Source organism: Pirellulales bacterium (assembly GCA_019694435.1).
GTDB lineage: Bacteria > Planctomycetota > Planctomycetia > Pirellulales > JAEUIK01 > JAIBBZ01.
Map to the genome: position 1 here is coordinate 285,976 of JAIBBZ010000003.1, position 19,047 is coordinate 305,022.

At 65.6% G+C, this 19,047-nt stretch carries 18 protein-coding genes; 11 read left to right on the forward strand and 7 right to left on the reverse strand.

The window, feature by feature from the left end:
* The first annotated feature begins 17 nt into the window (after nucleotides 1–17).
* Both K1X74_04900 and K1X74_04905 read left to right on the forward strand, forming a co-directional pair.
* Nucleotides 18–1,568: a glycosyltransferase family 39 protein gene (locus K1X74_04900; protein MBX7165666.1), complete on the forward strand. Its 1,551-nt coding sequence runs from the start codon at nucleotides 18–20 to the stop codon at nucleotides 1,566–1,568.
* A gap of 183 nt (nucleotides 1,569–1,751) precedes the next feature.
* Nucleotides 1,752–2,843, forward strand: a complete 1,092-nt coding sequence (locus K1X74_04905) for a chemotaxis response regulator protein-glutamate methylesterase (protein ID MBX7165667.1) — start codon at nucleotides 1,752–1,754, stop codon at nucleotides 2,841–2,843.
* Nucleotides 2,844–2,879: 36 nt separating this feature from the next.
* Here K1X74_04905 and thiO read toward each other — a convergent pair whose 3' ends face one another.
* The 3 genes from thiO to K1X74_04920 form a co-directional block, all read right to left on the reverse strand.
* The gene (gene thiO, locus K1X74_04910; protein ID MBX7165668.1) at nucleotides 2,880–3,986 is read right to left on the reverse strand and encodes a glycine oxidase ThiO; all 1,107 of its coding nucleotides are present in this window, start codon (nucleotides 3,984–3,986) and stop codon (nucleotides 2,880–2,882) included.
* A 74-nt stretch (nucleotides 3,987–4,060) separates the two neighbouring features.
* A complete protein-coding gene (locus K1X74_04915) occupies nucleotides 4,061–4,726 on the reverse strand; it encodes a TIGR04282 family arsenosugar biosynthesis glycosyltransferase (GenBank protein ID MBX7165669.1) in 666 nt (221 codons plus the stop codon).
* On the reverse strand, nucleotides 4,723–4,980 hold the full coding sequence (locus K1X74_04920) for a glutaredoxin family protein (protein ID MBX7165670.1): 258 nt from the start codon (nucleotides 4,978–4,980) through the stop codon (nucleotides 4,723–4,725). The genes K1X74_04915 and K1X74_04920 overlap by 4 nt, the downstream gene beginning before the upstream one ends.
* 313 nt (nucleotides 4,981–5,293) lie before the next feature.
* Here K1X74_04920 and K1X74_04925 point away from each other — a divergent pair, with 313 nt between their 5' ends.
* The 4 genes from K1X74_04925 (at nucleotide 5,294) to K1X74_04940 (ending at nucleotide 10,609) form a co-directional block, all read left to right on the forward strand.
* Nucleotides 5,294–6,994 (forward strand): protein kinase, encoded by a 1,701-nt coding sequence (locus K1X74_04925; protein MBX7165671.1) that lies wholly within the window; start codon nucleotides 5,294–5,296, stop codon nucleotides 6,992–6,994.
* Nucleotides 6,995–7,413: 419 nt separating this feature from the next.
* Nucleotides 7,414–8,115: a hypothetical protein gene (locus K1X74_04930; GenBank protein ID MBX7165672.1), complete on the forward strand. Its 702-nt coding sequence runs from the start codon at nucleotides 7,414–7,416 to the stop codon at nucleotides 8,113–8,115.
* 157 nt (nucleotides 8,116–8,272) lie between these two features.
* Complete coding sequence (locus K1X74_04935) at nucleotides 8,273–9,730, forward strand: hypothetical protein (protein ID MBX7165673.1); 1,458 nt, start codon at nucleotides 8,273–8,275, stop codon at nucleotides 9,728–9,730.
* Nucleotides 9,731–9,886: 156 nt separating this feature from the next.
* Complete coding sequence (locus K1X74_04940) at nucleotides 9,887–10,609, forward strand: class I SAM-dependent methyltransferase (protein ID MBX7165674.1); 723 nt, start codon at nucleotides 9,887–9,889, stop codon at nucleotides 10,607–10,609.
* Here K1X74_04940 and larE read toward each other — a convergent pair.
* The 4 genes from larE to K1X74_04960 all read right to left on the reverse strand — a co-directional run bounded on the left by larE (nucleotide 10,563) and on the right by K1X74_04960 (nucleotide 15,246).
* Nucleotides 10,563–11,423, reverse strand: a complete 861-nt coding sequence (gene larE, locus K1X74_04945) for an ATP-dependent sacrificial sulfur transferase LarE (protein ID MBX7165675.1) — start codon at nucleotides 11,421–11,423, stop codon at nucleotides 10,563–10,565. The genes K1X74_04940 and larE overlap by 47 nt on opposite strands.
* 537 nt (nucleotides 11,424–11,960) lie before the next feature.
* Complete coding sequence (locus K1X74_04950) at nucleotides 11,961–12,770, reverse strand: UvrB/UvrC motif-containing protein (protein ID MBX7165676.1); 810 nt, start codon at nucleotides 12,768–12,770, stop codon at nucleotides 11,961–11,963.
* A gap of 305 nt (nucleotides 12,771–13,075) precedes the next feature.
* Nucleotides 13,076–13,759 (reverse strand): hypothetical protein, encoded by a 684-nt coding sequence (locus K1X74_04955; GenBank protein MBX7165677.1) that lies wholly within the window; start codon nucleotides 13,757–13,759, stop codon nucleotides 13,076–13,078.
* A 209-nt stretch (nucleotides 13,760–13,968) separates the two neighbouring features.
* Nucleotides 13,969–15,246 carry a DUF4912 domain-containing protein gene (locus K1X74_04960; GenBank protein MBX7165678.1) on the reverse strand — a complete coding sequence of 426 codons (1,278 nt, stop codon included), beginning with the start codon at nucleotides 15,244–15,246 and terminating at the stop codon, nucleotides 13,969–13,971.
* 968 nt (nucleotides 15,247–16,214) lie between these two features.
* On the opposite strand from K1X74_04960, the gene K1X74_04965 reads away from it, so the two are divergent.
* The 5 genes from K1X74_04965 to atpF all read left to right on the forward strand — a co-directional run bounded on the left by K1X74_04965 (nucleotide 16,215) and on the right by atpF (nucleotide 19,034).
* Nucleotides 16,215–16,520, forward strand: a complete 306-nt coding sequence (locus tag K1X74_04965) for an AtpZ/AtpI family protein (protein MBX7165679.1) — start codon at nucleotides 16,215–16,217, stop codon at nucleotides 16,518–16,520.
* Nucleotides 16,521–16,568: 48 nt separating this feature from the next.
* Nucleotides 16,569–17,027 (forward strand): hypothetical protein, encoded by a 459-nt coding sequence (locus K1X74_04970; GenBank protein ID MBX7165680.1) that lies wholly within the window; start codon nucleotides 16,569–16,571, stop codon nucleotides 17,025–17,027.
* Between the two features lie 34 nt (nucleotides 17,028–17,061).
* Nucleotides 17,062–17,871, forward strand: coding sequence for a F0F1 ATP synthase subunit A (gene atpB, locus K1X74_04975; GenBank protein ID MBX7165681.1), 810 nt, complete (start codon nucleotides 17,062–17,064; stop codon nucleotides 17,869–17,871).
* A 61-nt stretch (nucleotides 17,872–17,932) separates the two neighbouring features.
* Complete coding sequence (gene atpE / locus K1X74_04980; protein ID MBX7165682.1) at nucleotides 17,933–18,283, forward strand: ATP synthase F0 subunit C; 351 nt, start codon at nucleotides 17,933–17,935, stop codon at nucleotides 18,281–18,283.
* Nucleotides 18,284–18,368: 85 nt separating this feature from the next.
* Nucleotides 18,369–19,034: a F0F1 ATP synthase subunit B gene (gene atpF, locus K1X74_04985; protein MBX7165683.1), complete on the forward strand. Its 666-nt coding sequence runs from the start codon at nucleotides 18,369–18,371 to the stop codon at nucleotides 19,032–19,034.
* Nucleotides 19,035–19,047 lie beyond the last annotated feature (13 nt).

Below are 19,047 nucleotides of genomic sequence, written 5' to 3' on the forward strand. Positions count from 1 at the left end.
ACCTTAGAATCAGGGGCGTGAACTCCCCTGCCTCTCATCCCTGGCCGCCGCTGCGGCTCTGCGCCGCGCTCGGCCTGGCGATGGCCTGCGGCTGCGCCCTGCGCTGGCGCGACGTGACGCACAGCCTTTGGCTCGATGAGTTGCACACCAGTTGGACGGTCTGGGGAGACCTGGCTCAGGTCGCTTCGCGAGCCGAACAGGGCAATCAGCCGCCGCTTTACTCTTGGCTCGTGTGGCTCGTGATGCAGGCCGGCGGCCGCAGCGAGCTGGGCCTGCGCCTCGTTTCTTTGGTCGCCGGCTCGCTCCTCGTGCCGGCCACGGGCTGGGTCGCCTGGCGCTGGACCGGTTCGGCGAGCGCGGCCCTGGTGGCGGGTCTGTACGTCGCCGGCGACCGGTACTCGATCTTCTACGCGCAGGATGCACGTCCTTACGCCTGCGTGCAGTGCGTCGCGCTCGCGCAACTGGTCGTCTTCGATCGGGTCTTGGCCACCGGATCGCGCGCGGTACGGCTCGTGGCCGTGGCCTTGGCATCGGTGAACTATTGGCTGCACTACACGGCCGTGCTGCCGACGGTCGGCCTGTGGCTCTACGCCGCCTGGCTCGCGCGCGACCCGGCGGCGGCTCGACGCTACGGCATCGTCAAACTGGCGCAAGACATCGCCGTCACGCTGATGCTCATGGCACCGTCGATCGGCGCCTTGCAGGCCATCGCCGGCCACCGGGAGCTCTGGCAGCAATTCGTGCCCGCGCTGACGCCGGCAAACTTTGCGTTCCAGCTGTTGACGCTGTTTCCCGTGCTGCCTGTCGTCGTGCTGCCGTGGGCCAGCATGTTGCCGGTCGTACGGCGTGCGCCGGCCGAAGATCCAACGCGGGTGCGGCTGCTCTGGTGCTGGTTGTTGGCCCCCCTGCTGCTGACCGCGATCGCGACGCTGGGCGACTTCGCGCGGCTGTTTCTGCCGCGGTATCTGGTGGGGGTCGCGGTCGTACCGGGCCTGTTGGCGGCGTGGGTCGCGGCGCGCGTCGGACGCGGTGCGCAAACGCCCGCGCAGCGGACCTGGCTGCCAGTCGTCGTGACGGTGCTGACGCTTTGGTACCCTTGGCTGGGCACGCGCGGATCGTTGCGCGCGGCGCTCGCCGCACCGCAGGCTTCGCCGCACGCGCGCGAGGATTGGCGCGCGGCCGCGGCGTGGGCGCGCCGCTTCGCTGGGCCAGCGGCCGTGGTTGTGAATTCCGGCCTGATCGAGGCCGCGCTGCCGCCCTCGGCCGCGCAGGACGACTACCTGCTGCTGCCCGTCAACAACCTTTATGACCTGCGTTCGCCGCAACGGCTGCTGCTTCCCGGTCGCGGCGACGATCTGCACGCCGTCGCGCGCGAACTGACCGGAAGGCATCCTTTCCCGGGCCCGATCTTGGTCCTGCAACGAGGGTCGCTCGCGCGTGCTCTGGCTGCGGCACACCGCTTGATCGAATCACTCGATCGTACAGGCATGAAGTACACAATCGCCGATTCGGCCGCTTGGCCCGGGGCTCCCGGCGTAGCGGCCGTGGCCCTTCAGCCCGCGCGCTGAACAGGGCATCGATCGTGACGGTTGTGCGGCACCTGCCGGCGTATCGCGTCGTCGATTCGCTGCAAAGGGCGAACAATGAGCTAGCGTTTTCCGATGTAACTTTGCCTGACTGCGGCCCGTGTCGCAGTAACTTCGGTCCCTCCGACTGCGAGTGCTTCCATGGCCTTGAAACCGATCCGCGTTTTGGTCGTCGATGATTCCGTGTTGATGCGGGAAATGATTGCCGAGAACCTTGAGGCCGCGGGACTCGAGATCGTCGGCAAGGCGCGCGACGGCAACCAAGCGCTCGAGATCGCCAAGGCTGAGCGGCCCGACGTGATCACGCTCGATATTCAAATGCCCGGCATGGATGGCTTGCAGACGCTCGATCAGTTGCTGCTGGTTCACCCGGTGCCGGTGATTATGGTCAGCTCGCTGACGCAGCGCGGCGCGCAGATCACGCTCGATGCTCTCGACCGGGGTGCGCTCGACTACGTGGCCAAGCCCGAGGGCACGGCCGCGGCGCGCCAAGTGCTGGGCGACGAGCTGGTCCGCAAGGTGCGTTCGATGGCCGGCACCGACGTGGCCCGGATCATGCAAATCCGCCGCGACCGGGTCAACCGTCGCGCGGTGGCCCCCACCAAGCCGGCATTGCACGCCGGCGGCGCATCGAAACCGGGTGACACCCCCGTCGAATATGCGGACAGATGCATCGCCATCGGCATCTCGACCGGCGGCCCGCCGGCGTTGTCCTATCTGTTCGAAAATTTGCAGCCGCCGCTGCCGCCGATCGTGGTGGTGCAGCACATGCCGCCCCACTTCACCGGACCATTCGCCTGGCGGCTCAATTCGAATTCCAGACTGAACATCAAAGAGGCCGAAACGGGCGACGTGCTTGTGCCCAACCAGGTGCTGATTGCCCGCGGCGGCGTGCACCTGCAGTTGCGTCGCGATGGCAACGTGGTCAAGGCCCTGTTGCGCGACGGCGATCCGGTGAGCGGCCACAGGCCCAGCATCGACGTGATGATGAAGTGCGCGGCCGAGATTTACGGTAACCGCGTGCTCGGCGTGATCATGACCGGCATGGGCCGTGACGGCGCAGACGGTTGCGGCCTGATCCGCGCCGCCGGTGGCTACGTGCTCGGCCAGGACGAAGCTACGAGCGACGTCTACGGCATGAACAAGGCGGCCTTCAACGAAGGCCACGTCGACGCCCAATTCGCCCTGCGCGAGGGCCCCGCGGTCCTGGCGCGGCAGGTCAAGCGGCTCTGGCTCCGCGCGGCCGTCGGCGTCTGATTTCGGCCGACCGCCCCTGCGAGCGGCCCATCGGTCCTACAGCGGCCCGAACGGCTCCAAGTCGACCTCCGGTCGCTCGCCCAGCATCAACTGCGCCAGGACCACGGCCGTGGCCGGCGAAAGCTGCAACCCGCTACGGAAATGGCCCGCGGCTGCAAAGAAATTTTCGTAGCCGGGCAGCAGGCCCAGGTAGGGCGTGCCGTCAGGGCTCGATGGGCGCAAGCCCGACCAGCACTTCTCCAGCGTGGCGGCGGCCAAGGGGGGTACCAGTCCTGCGGCCAGTTCCAAGAGCCCGGCGATCCCTGCGGCCGTGTTGCGTTTTTCGAACCCGGCATCTTCCTCGGTCGAGCCGACGAGCACTCGGCCGTCCTCGCGCGGCACCAGATAGCGTGAACCTTCGTTGATCACGCGCGAGAATAGCCGTTCGCCAGTATTCAACAAGGCAATCTGTCCGCGAATCGGCTTCAACCGCAGCTCGACGTTCAATTGCGCCGCCAGCTCGCGGCTCCAAGCCCCGGTGGCCAGGCAGTACGTTGCCGCGACGCGAGGGCCATCGGGCGTGTTGACCGCCGTTACCCGGCGGCCTGCTCGCTCGAACCCCAAGACCGGCCGGTCGAGCTCGATCAGGACCCCGCGGCGGCGGCACGCCGTTTCCAACGCGCGCAGATGCCAGGGGTTGCGCACCTGGCACTCGTCGGGCAGATGCAAGACCGCATCGGCGACGACGGACGATCCAGCGAACAGCGCCGGCTCGAGCCGCCGCGCCTCGGCGCACGCCAGGCGTTCGACGCGAATGGCCCGGCGGCCAAACTCATGCTCGGCCAGCTCCAATAGAGCGGCCGCTTGAGCGTCGCGAGCCACATACAACCCGCCGCAACGACGAAACCCCGTGTCGATGCCCGTCTCGGCGCGCAAGCGCTCGGCCCATTGGGGATGCAGCTCGGCGCTGAGTCCCTGGAGCATGGCGAACGGATCGGTGGCCGTGCTGCGGTTGCCCGGCGGCAGAATTCCCGCGCCCGCCCAGGAAGCCTCTTGTCCGACGGCTCCGCGTTCGAGCAATCGCACGCGCCTCCCGCGCGTCGCCAGTTCATAGGCCAGCGACAAGCCGATCACGCCGCCGCCGATGATCAACACGTCGTCCAAAATGGCTCAACTCCGCAACCGCAACGCCAGGTGGGTTCACTGCCTGCCAGTGTAGATCGACTAACCACGGTCGGTTAGCCGCGAGCGCCCAGGATTTCGTCCAGACGCTGGGCAAGTCGGACCAGGTGCGGGTCGCGCGACTGCGACAGCTCGCCGCGCAGGCGAGCAAGGTCGTCCGCAACATCCACATCGAATTGCCGCGCCAGCAGCGCCGGCTCGATGCCCGCCGTCCGCAGCCGATCGAGTGTCAAGGCCAGCACGTCGGTCGTACTCCAGGGCATGTCCAGGAACAAATCGGGCGTCTCGCCCGACAACCCTATCAGGTAGTAGCCGCCGTCTTCGGCAGGCCCTAGCACGACGCGCTTCGATCGGAGCAACTCGAACGCCTCTTCCACGGCCTGCGGTGAAAGCTGCGGACAATCGGAGCCGACCAGAACCCGGCGCTGCGAGGCGCCGTCGTCCTGGGCAAAGAAGCGTGCCATTCGCGCGCCCAGATCGCCGGCTCCCTGGGGAACGACCTGCCACGGCGATGCCGGAATCTGTCGTGAGAAATGGGCAACCGCCTCGTCGGGGGAAACTGCCAACAGGCGTTGCTGGCCGGCCGACGCCAACCGGGCGAGCAGCGTCTCGACAAATGCTTCATAGACGCGCGCCGCAGCCACCGGACCGATGCTCGCCGCCAACCGGGTCTTCACCTGCCCCGGCGCTGCCCGTTTGACGAACATTCCCAACACGTTCATCGGGCCAGGCCTCGCAGCAGCCGGCTCAACAGCCGGGGATCGACCCGCCCGCGAAACCGCAGCCGGCCATCGACGAACACCACAGGCACGCAATCGGTGTAGCGTGCCCGCAACACCGGATCGGTATCGATATCGACGCGCCGCGGCTCGAGTCCCAGGCTCAAGAACAACTCGGCCGCCTCTTCGCACAGACCGCAGCTGGCGCGGGTCAAAATGAGGATCTCGGGCCGATCGGACGGGCTCGGTGGAATCATCTGCGTCTTCCCACCACTCGGAAGCAGGGTCCTGCGACCGGAACGAAAGAACCTGTCCAATGCGACCGTCCCCCGCGATCCGGCGGTAGGACAGCCATTTTATTGTGGTATCTTTTCGCAATCGTTGGTAGCCTCGATACTTAGGAGCAGGCAACAACGTAGTGCGAGCGTGGGTCGGACCGTCTCGTTCGAGGCTTGTGTTGGCCCTGCGCGCGCTAGAACCCCGCGCAACGATCTTGCGGTGCGGACTGCAAGAACGTTCGCCGTAATTCACCCGCGCACAACGTCGCAATCCAACGCAGGCGACGTGGGCATGGCCAAACAAACCCTTGACAATTTCGCCGACCTGGTGCGTCGCAGCGGCCTGCTCGACAGCGAGCAGTTGGACCGTGTCATCGACGAGGTCCAATCGTCGGGTGACGAAGGCGGCAGCCGCATCCTGAGCCGCAAGCTTGTCGAGGGTGGTCACCTCACCCAGTGGCAATGCGACAAGCTGCTCGAGGGCCGGCACAAGGGATTCTTTCTCGGCAAGTACAAGCTGCTGGGCCTGATCGGCCACGGCGGTATGAGCAGCGTGTACCTGGGCGAGCATACGCTGATGCACAGCCGGCGCGCCATCAAGGTGCTGCCGCAAAACCGGGTCAACGACTCGTCGTACCTGGGCCGCTTCTATCGCGAGGCCCGAGCCGCGGGCCAGCTCGAACACGCGAACATCGTGCGGGCCTTCGACGTCGACAGCGACGGCAAGACGCACTTCCTGGTCATGGAATTCGTCGAAGGGCGAGACCTGCAACAGGTCGTCCGCGACGAGGGTCCGCTGAGCTATGCCGCGGCGGCCGACTACATCGCCCAGGCGGCCGAGGGCCTGGCCTATGCACATGAGCGCGGCTTGGTGCATCGCGATATCAAACCGGCCAACTTGCTGCTCGCCAAAACGGGCGTCGTCAAAATCCTCGACATGGGACTGGCCCGGTTCTCGGACGACGAACATTGCTCGCTGACGATCACGCACGATGAGAACGTGCTGGGAACGGCCGATTACCTCGCTCCTGAGCAGGCCCTGAACAGCCACACGGTCGATCGTCGGGCCGACATCTACAGCCTGGGCGGTACGCTCTATTTTCTGCTCACCGGCCACCCACCTTTTCCCGAAGGGACGCTGGCCCAGCGGCTGATGATGCATCAGACGCAGGAACCGGCGCCCATCACGAAAGATCGCCCGGACGCTCCCGCAGAACTCGTCGCCATTTGCCAGCGGATGATGGCGAAAGCCCCGGAACGTCGCTACGAATCGGCCCACCAGGTGGTCGAGGCCCTGCGCGGCTGGCTCGAACGTTCGCTGCGGACTCGTCCGGGATTCAACCCCCTTTCGTCGCGCGGCAGCGGTTCGAGCATCATCGGGCGGATGCCCAGCGAATCGCGGTTCCAGGCGCCGTTGCCATCGGACACGGTCACCAACCGCTCGAGCGACACCGACAAGCGCCCGGTGACGACCAGTCCGCCGATCATGGCAAGCGACTCTTGCCTGAGCCTGGCCCCGGACGAGGACGAAAAGCCCAAGCAGGCGTCCCCGACCGCCAAGCAGCCCTCACCCTCGAGCGTTCAAAAGGGTGGCGCGCCACGTCAAGCACCACCCACAGGTTCGAGCCCACGCGCCGGCGGTTCGAACGTGCTCCGCCCGAAGCCGCCGGCCGGCGCCGCGCCAGGTGATTCGGCCAAGCGTGCTGCAGGCGGCTCCGCGGTTCGCAAGACAGCGTCTGCCGCGCCGCAGGCCCCTCCGGCAAAACTGCCGCCGTTGCCTCCGGTCAGTTCTCCGTTGGATGACTTGCTGGCCGATCTCCCCGTCGCCGCGGGACCGGCCGATGCTGGCCCAGCGCTGGGTCCGTCGAAGCTGCGGAAGCCCGAGAAGCCCGTGAGCGTAATTGTCTCGGTAGCAATCGGACTCGGCATCGGCACAGGTCTGATCATCGCCGCAGTCGCTGCCTGGCAAGTCTGGCAACACTTCCAAGGCTGAGCTGAGCAGTCGCTCGCGTGCCTCGCTGCGCAGCAGCGTGTCGCGCACTTCTATAGCGATGAGCATCGCGCTTCATCGCACGCCCCCATCTGCTATCGAGCGACTGGCTCGCGCGCCTCAACGGCGTTCGTTTTCCGCACTCGGAAACGGTCCTCGGAACCATGCCGAAACCGCCCCCCGGGGCCACCTGTCCGGCCTTGCAACATGCACACAAGTCATTAAATCCCAACAACTTAATCCGTACACTTGTTCCACTGCCAAGGCCCGTCTTACCATGGATTTAGCTCATCGGCCCCGGCAAACGAGCATTTGGCAAGCCGGGGAATTTGGAGGGAACCGCTCGCGTGAGCAACGGGCGTCATCCGGCCGCAAGAGAGTGCCGGTTACGCGATCTCCCTTCAACCTCTTTGCCTACTTCCATGGCTCGGCGTTTCGCAGAAAACCGTGGCGGTCGTTCGCCCAAGCTCTACCACGCGCAGACACTCGGCCAGCGTGCCCGCTCGGCCCAGCGGCGCCTGGGACTGAGCCATCGGGCGCGCGCGCAACGCAACGAGCGCCTTCCATTTGCCCCGCCCGAGGATTGGCACGAGCCGGTCGAGGAAGCCGACGGCTATCGCATTGTCGTGCAGCCGCCGGGCAAGGGTTACCGGCACGTCGTCACTCCCGAGGACGTCCGAGCACGCCTGGCAGAGCTGCCCCCGCACTTTCTCAACGATTTGCAGGTCGTGCAGTTCAGCCGGATGACCCACAAGAAGGCGAGTTTCCCCTGTTACGGCATGCAATGGGGCCAGGCGCTGTACCTGTACCCGATTGAAGAGTCGTTGATCGAGTGCTACCCGGTCCCCCCGAAGCCGGCGCAATTGACGGAAGCCCGGATGTACGGCGGTCGGTGGCAGGTCGATCGGCGCGGCGGCTGGCGGCTGATCTGGACCGCCGCTGCGATCCGCGACTTCTATCTGAACAACATCCTGATCCACGAGTTGGGCCACCTGCTGGACGATCGCAACACGACCTATACCGATCGCGAGCGGTATGCCGAGGCCTTTGCCATGGATTGGGGCTATCTCCGGACCCGGCACAACGAGCGGCGCAATGTCACGCGCAGGCATCACGCCGTTTAAACGGCCCACGGACCGTTGCCCCTCTGGTCGCCCGACGATCCCCTGCCGCGAGTTTCTCGGGTAAACTGACGGCGCTTCGGCGTTCTCCATTTCTCAGGGCTGTTGCCAGGCGGATTGCATGTTCGGATGTCCTTCCTGCAGGCAGGTGGCGGGGTTGGTGCTGATCGTGATCCTGGGATTCAGCCCCGTGCGGGCCGCCGATGCGCCGGCCCGGGAAGCGGTGTCCGAGGCACGCACGCTGGCCGCTTCGATCGGCAAGCTCCTGCGCCAGAAAGATTACGCGGGCGCTGCCAAGCAGCTGCCAGAGCTGCAGCGGCAACTGGCCGAGCTGGCCAGCGGCGCCGATGACGACGCTCCTTTGGCGCGGTCGCTCGAATCGTTGCAAGCCCAGGCCAGCCGCTACGCCGAGCAATTGCGAGCAGCGGGGATCGAGCTGCCGAAGCAGGACGCCCCTGCGGCCGGCGACGCGCCCCAGACCGCGGCGACGGCCAAGGGCCCCTCGTACGCCCGCGACGTGGCTCCCGTGTTTGTCGAATCGTGCTACGGTTGCCACGGCACCGGTGCAGCGGGCGGCTTGTCGTTTGCCAACTTCGATCGATTCAGCCAAGGCGGCAACTCCGGTGCCGCGATCGAGCCCGGCAAGGCGGAAGACAGCCTGTTGATCCAGAAGCTGCGCGGCACGGCCGGCGCGCGGATGCCCTTGCGGCGCGATCCGCTCAGCGATGAGGTGATCGGCAAGATTGCCGCCTGGATCGACGCCGGGGCAAAATTCGACGGTGACAGCCCCGCGACCGCCACCGACGTGCTGGTGCGCACGACGACGGCAGCGCGGATGACCGACGACGAGCTATCGACCGCCCGCGCTGAGCGCGCGGCCGCCAACTGGAAGCTCGCCCTGCCCGGCCGCGACGTCCACACCCAACAAGGCGAACGCAGTCTGGTCGTCGGCCTGGCGGACGAAGGTCAGTTGACCAAGATTGCTGCCGCGGCCGATCGCGCACAGCGCGACGTGGCCAAACTCTTGCGCCAGCCGCCGTCGTCCCCGCTGGTGAAAGGCCGGTTGACCGTGTTCGCGTTCACGCGCCGCTACGACTACGGCGAGTTTGGGCGGATGGTCGAGAAACGCGAGTTGCCCGACACCTGGAACGGGCACGCCCGCTTCAATTCCATCGACGCGTATGTCTGCGTGGTCGCGTCGGGCGACGACGAAGACTCGCTCCTGTTCGAGCTTTCGCGGCAGGTGATGACCGTTTATTTGCTCAGCCGGGCGACGCTGCCGGGCTGGTTCGTCCTGGGCTCGGGCGACGCGGTGGCGATGCGCGTGAGCCCGAAATCCCCGGCGGCCGTCGAGCTGCAGGCTCGCATCAAGCAGGGGGCCGCCGAGCTGACCGATCCGAAGCCCTTGTTGACGGAAAAGCTGGCCGACGAACAGCTCGAGCCGCTGGCTGCCGGTCTGGCGGGTTTCCTGCTCAGCGACGTGGGCCGGTATCGCAAGCTGCTGGACGGAGTCGCGGCGGGTCAGCCGTTCGATGACGCGGTCAAGGCCGCCTATGGTTCGTCTCCCGCCGAACTGGTCCCGGCCTGGCAAGCGAAGGCAGCCAAGGGCCGCCGCTAGAGGCACAAATCTCGTCTTGTCTGCCCGCGGCGATCTGCGTTACTCTTCGCGCGAGCGCCTGTTCCGGCCCGACGTTTTCCTCCCCTGTCACCACGCGGAGGCTTCACGGCCGGCAGTGCTTTTCCGCTCGTACTCTGGCTTGTCGAGGGCTCCGACATGCGCAAGTTCGAAGTCGTTCAGCAGTTGTCTGCACGGTTTGGGTATCGCCGCTATTTGGAGATCTGCACTCCTACGACCGGGGCGACGTTTGCCGAGATCAAGGCCGAGCAGTTTCCGACCCGTGTGCGCTGCATGTATCGCTGCCCGGCCGATTACGACGACGGCCTGCAGCTCGACGTACGCACCGAGGCCGAATCGAGCGAACCGCTCTATGCCCGGCTGATGCAATCGGGCCGCCGCTTCGACGCCGTATTCGTCGATCCGTTCCACACGCACGCCTGTACGTTGCGCGACCTGGTCTACGGGCTGCAAGTGCTCAACCCGACGGGCGTCATGGTCGTCCACGATTGCAGCCCGCCGTGCGCGGAGTGGTCGACTCCGGAGTTCATCGCGGGCAATTGGTGCGGGATTACGTATGCCGCGTTTCTCGATGTCGTGCTCGGCGACCCTGCCCTGACGTACTTCACCGTCGACTGCGATTTCGGCTGCGGGGTGGTGCTGAAGTCGGACGGCCTGTTGCCGCTCGTCGGCACACGGCCCGATAGGGAGCTGGTGCGGGAATGGTTCGCGCTCGAGCTCGCGGACAAGTACCCGTTCTTCGATCGGCACCGTGCCGACTTGCTGCAATTGCGCTCGGTGGACGAGTTCCACCAGCTGGTCGATGGAACGGAGCTCACCGACTCGTGCCGTGAAGAACTTCGAGCGGCACCAGCGTGTTGAGGCTGCCCGAACGAAAGCCTTCCAGGTCGAGCGTGACGAAGCGGAACCCGGCCGCGCGGAGCGCGGCGATCACCTGCTCGCGCGTCGTGGCCTCGGCCAATCGCGCGACGGCATCGACCGGGACCTCGATGCGTGCCAGGTCGCCCTTGTGATAGCGCACGCGCAATTCGCGCAGGCCGAGCGACCGTAGCGCCTGCTCGGCCCGATCGATCATCGCCACACGTTCGGGCGTGACCTCTTCGCCATAGGCCACGCGGCTGCTCAGGCACGGCGAAGCGGGCTTGTCCCAGGTCGGCAGCTCCCAATACGCGGCTAGTTGCCGCAATTCGGCCTTGGAGATGTCGCATTCGACGAGCGGGCTGCGCACGGCATGTTCGCCGGCCGCTTGCATGCCGGGTCGATAGTCGCCTTTGTCGTCGGTGTTGGCCCCGTTGACGATCACGCCGCCGCCGAACCGCGGGGCGACCCCTTCGAGCTGCGTGTACAGCTCGGTCTTGCAGTGATAACAGCGGTCGGGGTTGTTGCGCCGGTAATCGGCGCTGGTGAACTCGTCGGTCGAGATGACTTCGTGACGGATACCGATCAGCCGGGCCAACGCGCGGGCCTCGTCCAATTCGCCGCTGGCCAGGCTGGCGCTGGCGCCGGTCACGGCGCAGGCATTGTCGCCCAGAGCCAACTGCGCCGCCTTGGCGACGACCGTACTGTCGATGCCGCCGGAAAACGCGACGATCACGCGGCCATAGCCGGCCAGCAGGTTATGCAACCGGGCACGCTTGGCGTCCAGATCCGGCGGCAGCTCGACCGTGGTGCTCATAACCAGGCATTATAGCCAAGCCAAAAACAAAACGGGCGTCGCTGGTCGGTTTGCGACCGCAACGCCCGCATGTCTCACCGGGTAGGTGAAAAAACCTCCACCGCAATGCCGTGGCGATGAGTTTTTGAGAGCCCGCAGTTAATAAGGGGGAGCTGGCGACCGGGGCACGTGATCCGACCGTTTGGCCCGCGGTGCACCGAGGTGCCGCGCGGACGGTGGCATGACGTGAATCCCGATCGATGTTTGGGCTCCCTGCGGACTGTCTATCGGCTCGCCAAAAAGTTGCATCGACAGCACGAACATGGCAGAGGTCCATTGCCTGCAAGCGGCACTTCGCCTGGTCCCTCGCGGCGGCGTCTGGCAAATCCCGACCACCAGGGCGGCGTGATCCCTGTCGTTGGTCATCCTAGTCGCGACCAACGGGCCGGACAAGACGAAGCAAATGGCAAGCCGCGCGGAGAAACCGCTGAAAACACGCGTGTCGCGAATCGCGCTTGACGCGCACGGCACACGCCGTTCCGCCACGCGAGCAGCCGTTTACATGCCGGTCTCATGGCGCGGATCGGCGCCGCCCGTCAGTCGCCGCAGCTCGTCGCGCAGCTTGGCCGCTTCCTCGAACCGCTCGTCGGCCACGGCTTCGTTCAGACGGCGCCGCAGGGCGGCCGCGTCGGCGCCCGGAGATTCGAGTTGCGGCGTGCGCTGGGCCCGCTGCGCGCTCAGCTCCTCGCGCCAACGCAGCAATTGCACCAGTTCGCCACATTGTTCCCAGCGCTCGCTCTGGCCGTAATCGTCCAGAAACCGTCGGATCGCGGCAATGCCCGCGTCGACGGCTTCGATCGCCCGGCCGACGTCCCCCGCCTCGAGCGCCGGTACGGCCAGGCTCCGGGCGTGCATCATGGTGATGTACGGGCGCCATTGGTCGAACTGCAGCATGTCCCGCTCGTGCTTGGCACGCTCGCGGACGAACCGCAGCAGTCGCAGATTTCGCGCCGTATCCCTGGCACACAGGTCATAGCGGTCGAGGTGCCAGAAGCTGAGGTAGCGGTGGTAGTACTGGATGCCCTCGCGCAACAGGTTGGCACAATCGTCCGACTCGAGCCGGAAAGGCGCCTCGTCGGGATGAGCCTCGTCGTGGGCCTGCTGCTGGGCTTCAAAGTAGTCGAGCCACGAGTCGTAACCGTGCGGGCGCAACCCGTCCGGACGCCCATCCATCTCCATCTGCAGCACACCCAGATCGAGCCGGAGCTGGATCTTGTCGCGCCCGTCGTCACCGGCCACGATCCGCACCGAGACTTCGTCGGGTTCGTACTTCCAGCCGTCGAGTATTCGCGAAATGTCTTTGGACACCGCTGGCCCATCGTCTAGGACGCAAAGGGTTCGCCTCGGCCACCGCACGGGGCGACTTGCGCCTAGTCTAGCAGCCCGTCGCACTATGCAAGGGGCTGCTCGCTCGCAACGATGCGGTCACAAGATGACGACGTAAGTCGTTATGTGCGAGCCGTGCGGAGTTTTTGCTCGATGCCTGGCGCGGTGGAAACATACCAGGGTGGCACCTTTCAACGGGCGGCACGCACCTCGGCCAGGCAGGGGCGACTGGGTGCCGGTCGATTGCCGGGCGCTGTCGCGCGATTGCCCTGCGTCGTTTTGTCTTTTCAGCGGCGAGCGTTTGCAGGGGTCGTCGATGGCGGCTGCCGCGCGACGCGGTCGCCCTCGACGGTTGGCCGCTCGCGGCGCAAGATCTCGATCGCACGAATCAGCTCGCCGTATTTTTCCGGCGAAAGTTCGCCCCAGGTGCGATAGCGCAGCTGCCCCTGCTTGTCGATCACCGCCACATTCGGCACGTCAGCCACAAGCTTGAATTGCCGGCGGATGTCGTCCCGCAGATCGAGCCAGATCACGCCCTCGGGCGCCACCTTGCGAAAGCGATAGCGCACCATCGCGTGAAGCGTCTTGGGCACGTCGCCGATCACGCCGATGGCGACGATCCTGGCGTCGGGCAACTTGCGATCGGCGGGCCAGCGCGGAATGGCCCGCGGCGGTGCTTGCGCGGCCACGTCCGGCGGCTGGCCTGCGGCAGCGGGATGAAACTCGACGTGGAGCTTGGCGCCCAACTCGCGGCTCGCTTCGGCGCCGCCGCGATCGGCAAACACCAGCACAACCACGTCGCCGCGCAGCTTCGACAGATCGTGTTCTGCGCCAAACTGGTCCTGCATGACCAGTTGTGGATTGCGCTCTTCGTCAGCCACGAGGGGTACGGCGCTGGCCAACTCGGGGAAGGCCATGCTTCCCAGTCCCAGCAAGAAAGTCCGCACCCAGGCCGTGGCTCGACGCGACATGACCTCACCTCATGTGGGGCTGCAGTACGCGTTATTTCCGAGCGCTACCCGGCGGGCATCCGAACAAGCCGCCTGAGCGCGCACCGAGCGCCACATTGCGCGTAAATACCCGGCGAACGCCCGATCGGGCAAGATCAACGTGCGCGGGACCTGCGGCCCCATGCTGGCACTCTGCGGGAAACGGCGGGCGAGGGGATGCCCGCCCCCCCTTACTCGTCGGCGTCGCGGACGAGGGGTTCCATCACCTTCGTGTTCCGTTCGACCGCCAGCACCACGGTCCGCTGTTCCGCACCGTCGATGCTACTGGCCACGGCCGGAATCACCTGTCGACAATTCGGCAGGCTGTAGCGCACCGTAAAGGTTCCGTCGGGACGCAGCTTCACGGGGTCGCCCTGCAAGGTGACGTGGGCCCCCGGCTCCGTTGCGCCGAACACGATCAGCTCGGCATCGAGCTCGAAATTGAATTTGCGCTCGCGGCCCAGGGCGCCGTCGGCGCCGGTGCCAAAGCGCGTCATCATCGGCGAGCCCATCGGGCGGCGGAGCCGCTCCTCGAACAACTCCTGCAGCTCGGTGCTGCAGCCACCCGCCGGGTTGGCGCTCATCGCGTAGATCTTCTCGGCGTTCTGCGCGACATCGGTCCAGTTCTCGTCAATCGCATCGCTGGCGCCGGCGCGCGGCGTGCTCACCATATTGCTCCGGGCCAGGCAGTAGAACCGCCCGCCCGCCGCGAGGTAGCCGATTTCCAGGCGGAAGTTTTTCGGCGGATCGTGGACGTCGACATACCAGTTGTTCACGCCGCCGTGAATTTCGATGTTGCGTACGACCGTCTCGCTCGAACTGGTTGTGCTGGTCCCGTGCACCCGCAGCAGTCGCAAGACCGGGCGGCACGTGTGCCATTCGCCGGCCATCGCCGCCTGGGCCCGCTCGACCGATTGCCGAGTCAGTTCCCAGTAGGCGTGCAGCCAGTAGGGATCGCGCACCATGACCACCAGGCGATCGCGCGTATAACCGCCAGGACGATTAGGCGGCGTATTGTGAGCCAGGTTCTTGCCGCGCTCTTGCGCGTTCTTGAATCGATTGATGCGCTGCAGGACGCGCGGGTCGGGAGGCGGCGCCACTTTCACCGGTTTGACCGGCCTGGGCTTAGCCACCTCGGCCTTGGCCACGACCGCCGGCTTCGCCACCTGCGACTTGCCCGCCGCGGAGCTCTTGGCCTGTTCCATCGCCTTGCCGTTCTTGGCCGCGATCACCGGCTTGCCAGACAGCTTCTTGGTCGTAACGACCTTTGCCCCGTGCGCTTTGGCGGGTGTCGATTTGGTTGCAGCGCGGCTCGTGGGTGCACGGCGTGCAGAGCTGCGTGCCATTTGCAGCAGCGCCTTGACAAGTTGGTCCTTGGTCATCCCGTGCCAGCCGCTGACGCCTTTGCGCTTGGCGAGCTGAGCGAGGTCCCGGGCGTTCTGGGCTTTGAGCTTCTCGGCGGTCATCAAGGGACTAGCTCTCCCGGTGCTGCAGACGGCATGGCCAGGCATTTACTTACCGGCCACCCGACGAAATCCAGAGTGCCGTCCCTGACGACAAAAATCCCTCCGCCCCTGGCCAGTCCAGGCCGAGCCCGTCAGCGATTGATGCGGAAGAGCCGGTTCCAAGTCGCCGGGAAACCGCGTCGCCGGGAAACCGACACTAAACCAAGGCAGGCAATTCGCTTAACGCAGGCGGAAGCAGCCGCGCTCCGGCCTCCCAGCCGGGGCCATCGACTTACCGGACCCCCAATCAGAAACTCGCTTTTCTGCTCGTCAGCATGCCCCCGCTCGTGCGGCGTCTTGCGACCGCAAAAATGAAGGGCCATGCTGAGCAACCCGGCCTCTTGAGTCTAACCATAACGTTGCATTTACGCAACGACCCCACCGGTTGCAAACAGGCTCTAGCGGTTCTAGCGAACTTGCCGCATCTCTATATTTAGTAAAGGTTAACAGAACAATTGCTACAATCGACAAGGTCCGACTTGTGTTGATCTTGGCCGTGGGAGAGCGCGCCGAATTGGCCCGATCCGAACACCCATTTCGGCTGGCCACCTAAGCGGCACCCGTCACCTGCGCCTGCCACCTTCTACGACACGCGTGGGGGCTGACCTAAGGGGTTCCGCGGATCGTGTTTGCACCTCGTCAAGGGCCGGTTGCAGACATTGTGAAAAAAAACACGAATTCTTTGTCGCAGTTCATTGACACTTCCTGGCGGCCTCCATTACAGTTTTGGCTTCCTGCTTGCAGTCGCAGTGTCGTACGTCGTAACCTGCTTGCTCTGCTGCGTTTGCAGCGGTCGCTCCGCGGGGGGATAGCGCCCGCTCGACGCCCGGCCATCTGGCCCTGCTTCGCTGGCTGGGAGACTCGTCAGGGAAAACCCTTTCCCGTGGGCGCCGGTTTCCCGAGAGCGGCAGTGCCATGGATCAGGCAGCACCATGGATCAGACTCCTGACGACGAGTCGGCTGTAGCCAGGGGAATTGCTTGGTATTCCGTCGCCCTGACCATTTCCTCAGAAATGGTCGTGCCCGGGGTGATTGGGATTGGGCTCGATCGCTATTTCGGCACCCAAAACTGGTGTGCCTTAGTCGGGTTTCTATTGGGGATCGTGGTGTCGATGTGGCATCTGCTTCGGCTCTCAATCGAGGGCACGAAAGGCATGCCGGGACGGCACGACGACGACCTGCCAACCAAGAGACCGACGAAACCGCCGCCTCAGGGCGGAGAAACTTTCGACCGCTGAAGCTGCTGCCCGACCGCCAAGGGCGCCAACGAAGAATTGACCGCGTCCGTGGAATTCTCCTCAACAGCCCGCCGCCCACTTTCGACCCTCGGGTCGCACGGCCGGCACGCGCTGACGTCGCTGTTGAGGCTCGTCGCGGTACTCAGTCTGGTCAGCCTGTTGCTCGTGGCCTTGGCCGCCGCGCTGGGTTATCGCTTGCCGCTGGTCGAAATCACCATCGCCAATGCCCTGTGCCTGGTGGGTGGCGTGAGCGCGGCCGTGCTCGCCTACCCTCGACCCGGCCAGGTCGATGTGGGCAAGGTGCATCTGGCCATCGCGCTGCGGACGGGTGTGCCGCTGTTCGGCCTGCTGGCCGTGCAATTCATCCACCCGGCGCTGATCGATGCGGGCCTCCCCATCTATCTGCTGCCGCTGTACGGTGCCACGCTCGTGGTCGAGACCATGGCCATGCTCGGCGTGCTGAAGCGGCAACAAGCGGAGTTTAGCGCCGGGTCCACGCGAGCCTAATGGGAGCGTCCGTCCGCACGGAGTTCGATCGTCGATGAGCGATACTGATCATCTGCTGGATCACGTCCAGGACTCGACCCACTTCGAGTTCCCGGGGTGGACCTGCCAAATTCCGCAACCCTTCGAGGCGCAGGGATTCACGATCACCAAGTTCATGGTGCTCGAGGTCGTAGCGGCGGTGTTCGTGGCCGTGGCCTTTATCTGGCTGGGCCAACGCATCGGCAAGGGCGATCAGCCGCGCGGGCGACTGGTCAACCTGCTCGAGGCGATCCTGCTGTTCGTGCGCGACGAGGTGATCCGACCGTCGATGGGCAAGCACGACGCCGACAAGTTCACGCCACTGCTGTGGACCGTGTTCTTTTTCATCCTGTTCTGCAATTTGCTCGGCATGTTGCCGTGGATGGGAACGCCGACTAGCGACATCAACGTGACCGGCGTCATGGCGCTGATCACGTTTGCCACGGTGCTGCTGACGGGCGTGATCAAGATGGGCCCGGTCGGCTTCGTCAAGGCGCAGGTGCCCCACATGGATCTGCCCGGGGGCCTGGGGCTCGTGCTGAAGCCGATGCTCCTGGTGATCGAGCTGTTCGGCTTGCTGGTCAAGCACTGCGTGTTGGCGATTCGGTTGTTTGCCAACATGTTTGCCGGCCACCTGATGCTGGCCGTAATCCTGGGCTTCATCGTGCAAACCGCCGGCACCTGGTCGGCGTTGCCCGTTTGGCCGGCGAGCCTGCTGGGGGCGACGGCCATGAGCCTGTTGGAATTGTTCGTGGCCTTTTTGCAGGCCTATATCTTCACGTTTTTGTCCGCAATGTTTATCGGCATGGCTTCGCACGCCCACTGAGGCGGCCGCGCCGAGTCCGTTGTTTTCGCACAGGACCGCTCAACTCGCTCTAGTGAAGGAGATGCAACCCGTGTTTCGAGTTCTGAAGACGCTTGCGATCGTATTGGCCGTGTTGTTCACCGTGGCGCCGGCGCTGGCTCAGGAAACCCCCGCGCCTGCTCCGGCCGAGGCGGCTGCCTCTTCGGCGCCGAATGCCGTGTTGCCCGTCAAGGCCGCGGCCGGCTTGAGCATCGGCCTGGTGATGATTGGCCTGGGCCTGGGGATCGGTCGCATCGGCGGTTCGGCCGTCGAGGCCGCCGCCCGCCAGCCGGAAGCCTGGGGCAACATCCAGACGGGCATGATCATCGCGGCCGCGCTGATCGAAGGGGCCGGCTTGTTCGGCCTGATCATCTGCGGCTTCTTGCTCAACTAGTTCGTTGGTCCCGGTTCGACTCTGCCGGAGGCGCGGCCTGCCGCCGCGCTAACGCCGAGTCCTCCCACTGCAAAGCGATTTGGACATGCTGAACAAACTGCTGCTCGGGCCGGCGCTGATCTTTGCGCTGGCACTGGCGAATGTTCCGGCAACTGCGGCCGATGCGGCGCACGACACGGCTGGGCATCCTGCTACGGACGCTGGGCATGCCGCAGAAGCCGGCCACGGCGCAGACGCGCATGGCGACGATGGGGGCGTGCTGTCGCCCAACACGCAGCTCGCCATTTGGACGGCGGTCGTCTTCGCCATGCTGCTGGCTACGCTGAAGAAATTCGCCTGGGGACCGATCTCCGCCGGACTCGACCGCCGCGAGGAACGGATCACCTCGGCGATCGCCACCGCGGAGCAGGCCAACCAGGATGCCCAGAAGCTGCTGGGCCAGTACGAGGCCAAGCTGGCCACGGCCGCCGACGAGGTCCGCAAGATGATCGAAGAAGCCCGCCGCGACGCGGAGCACACGCAGAAGGACATCCTGGCCAAGGCCAACGTCGAGGCGCAGCACCTGCGCGACCGCGCTGTGCGGGATATCGAGACCGCGACGGCACAGGCGCTCAAGGAGCTGGCCGAGCGGAGTGCCAATGTGGCCGTCGAGCTGGCCGGCAAGATCGTCCGCAGCCAACTCGGGCCGGCCGACCATGCCCGACTGATCGACGAGGCGGTTGCCAAGTTCGGCAGCCCCTCGAAAAACTGACCGCCGGTTACCG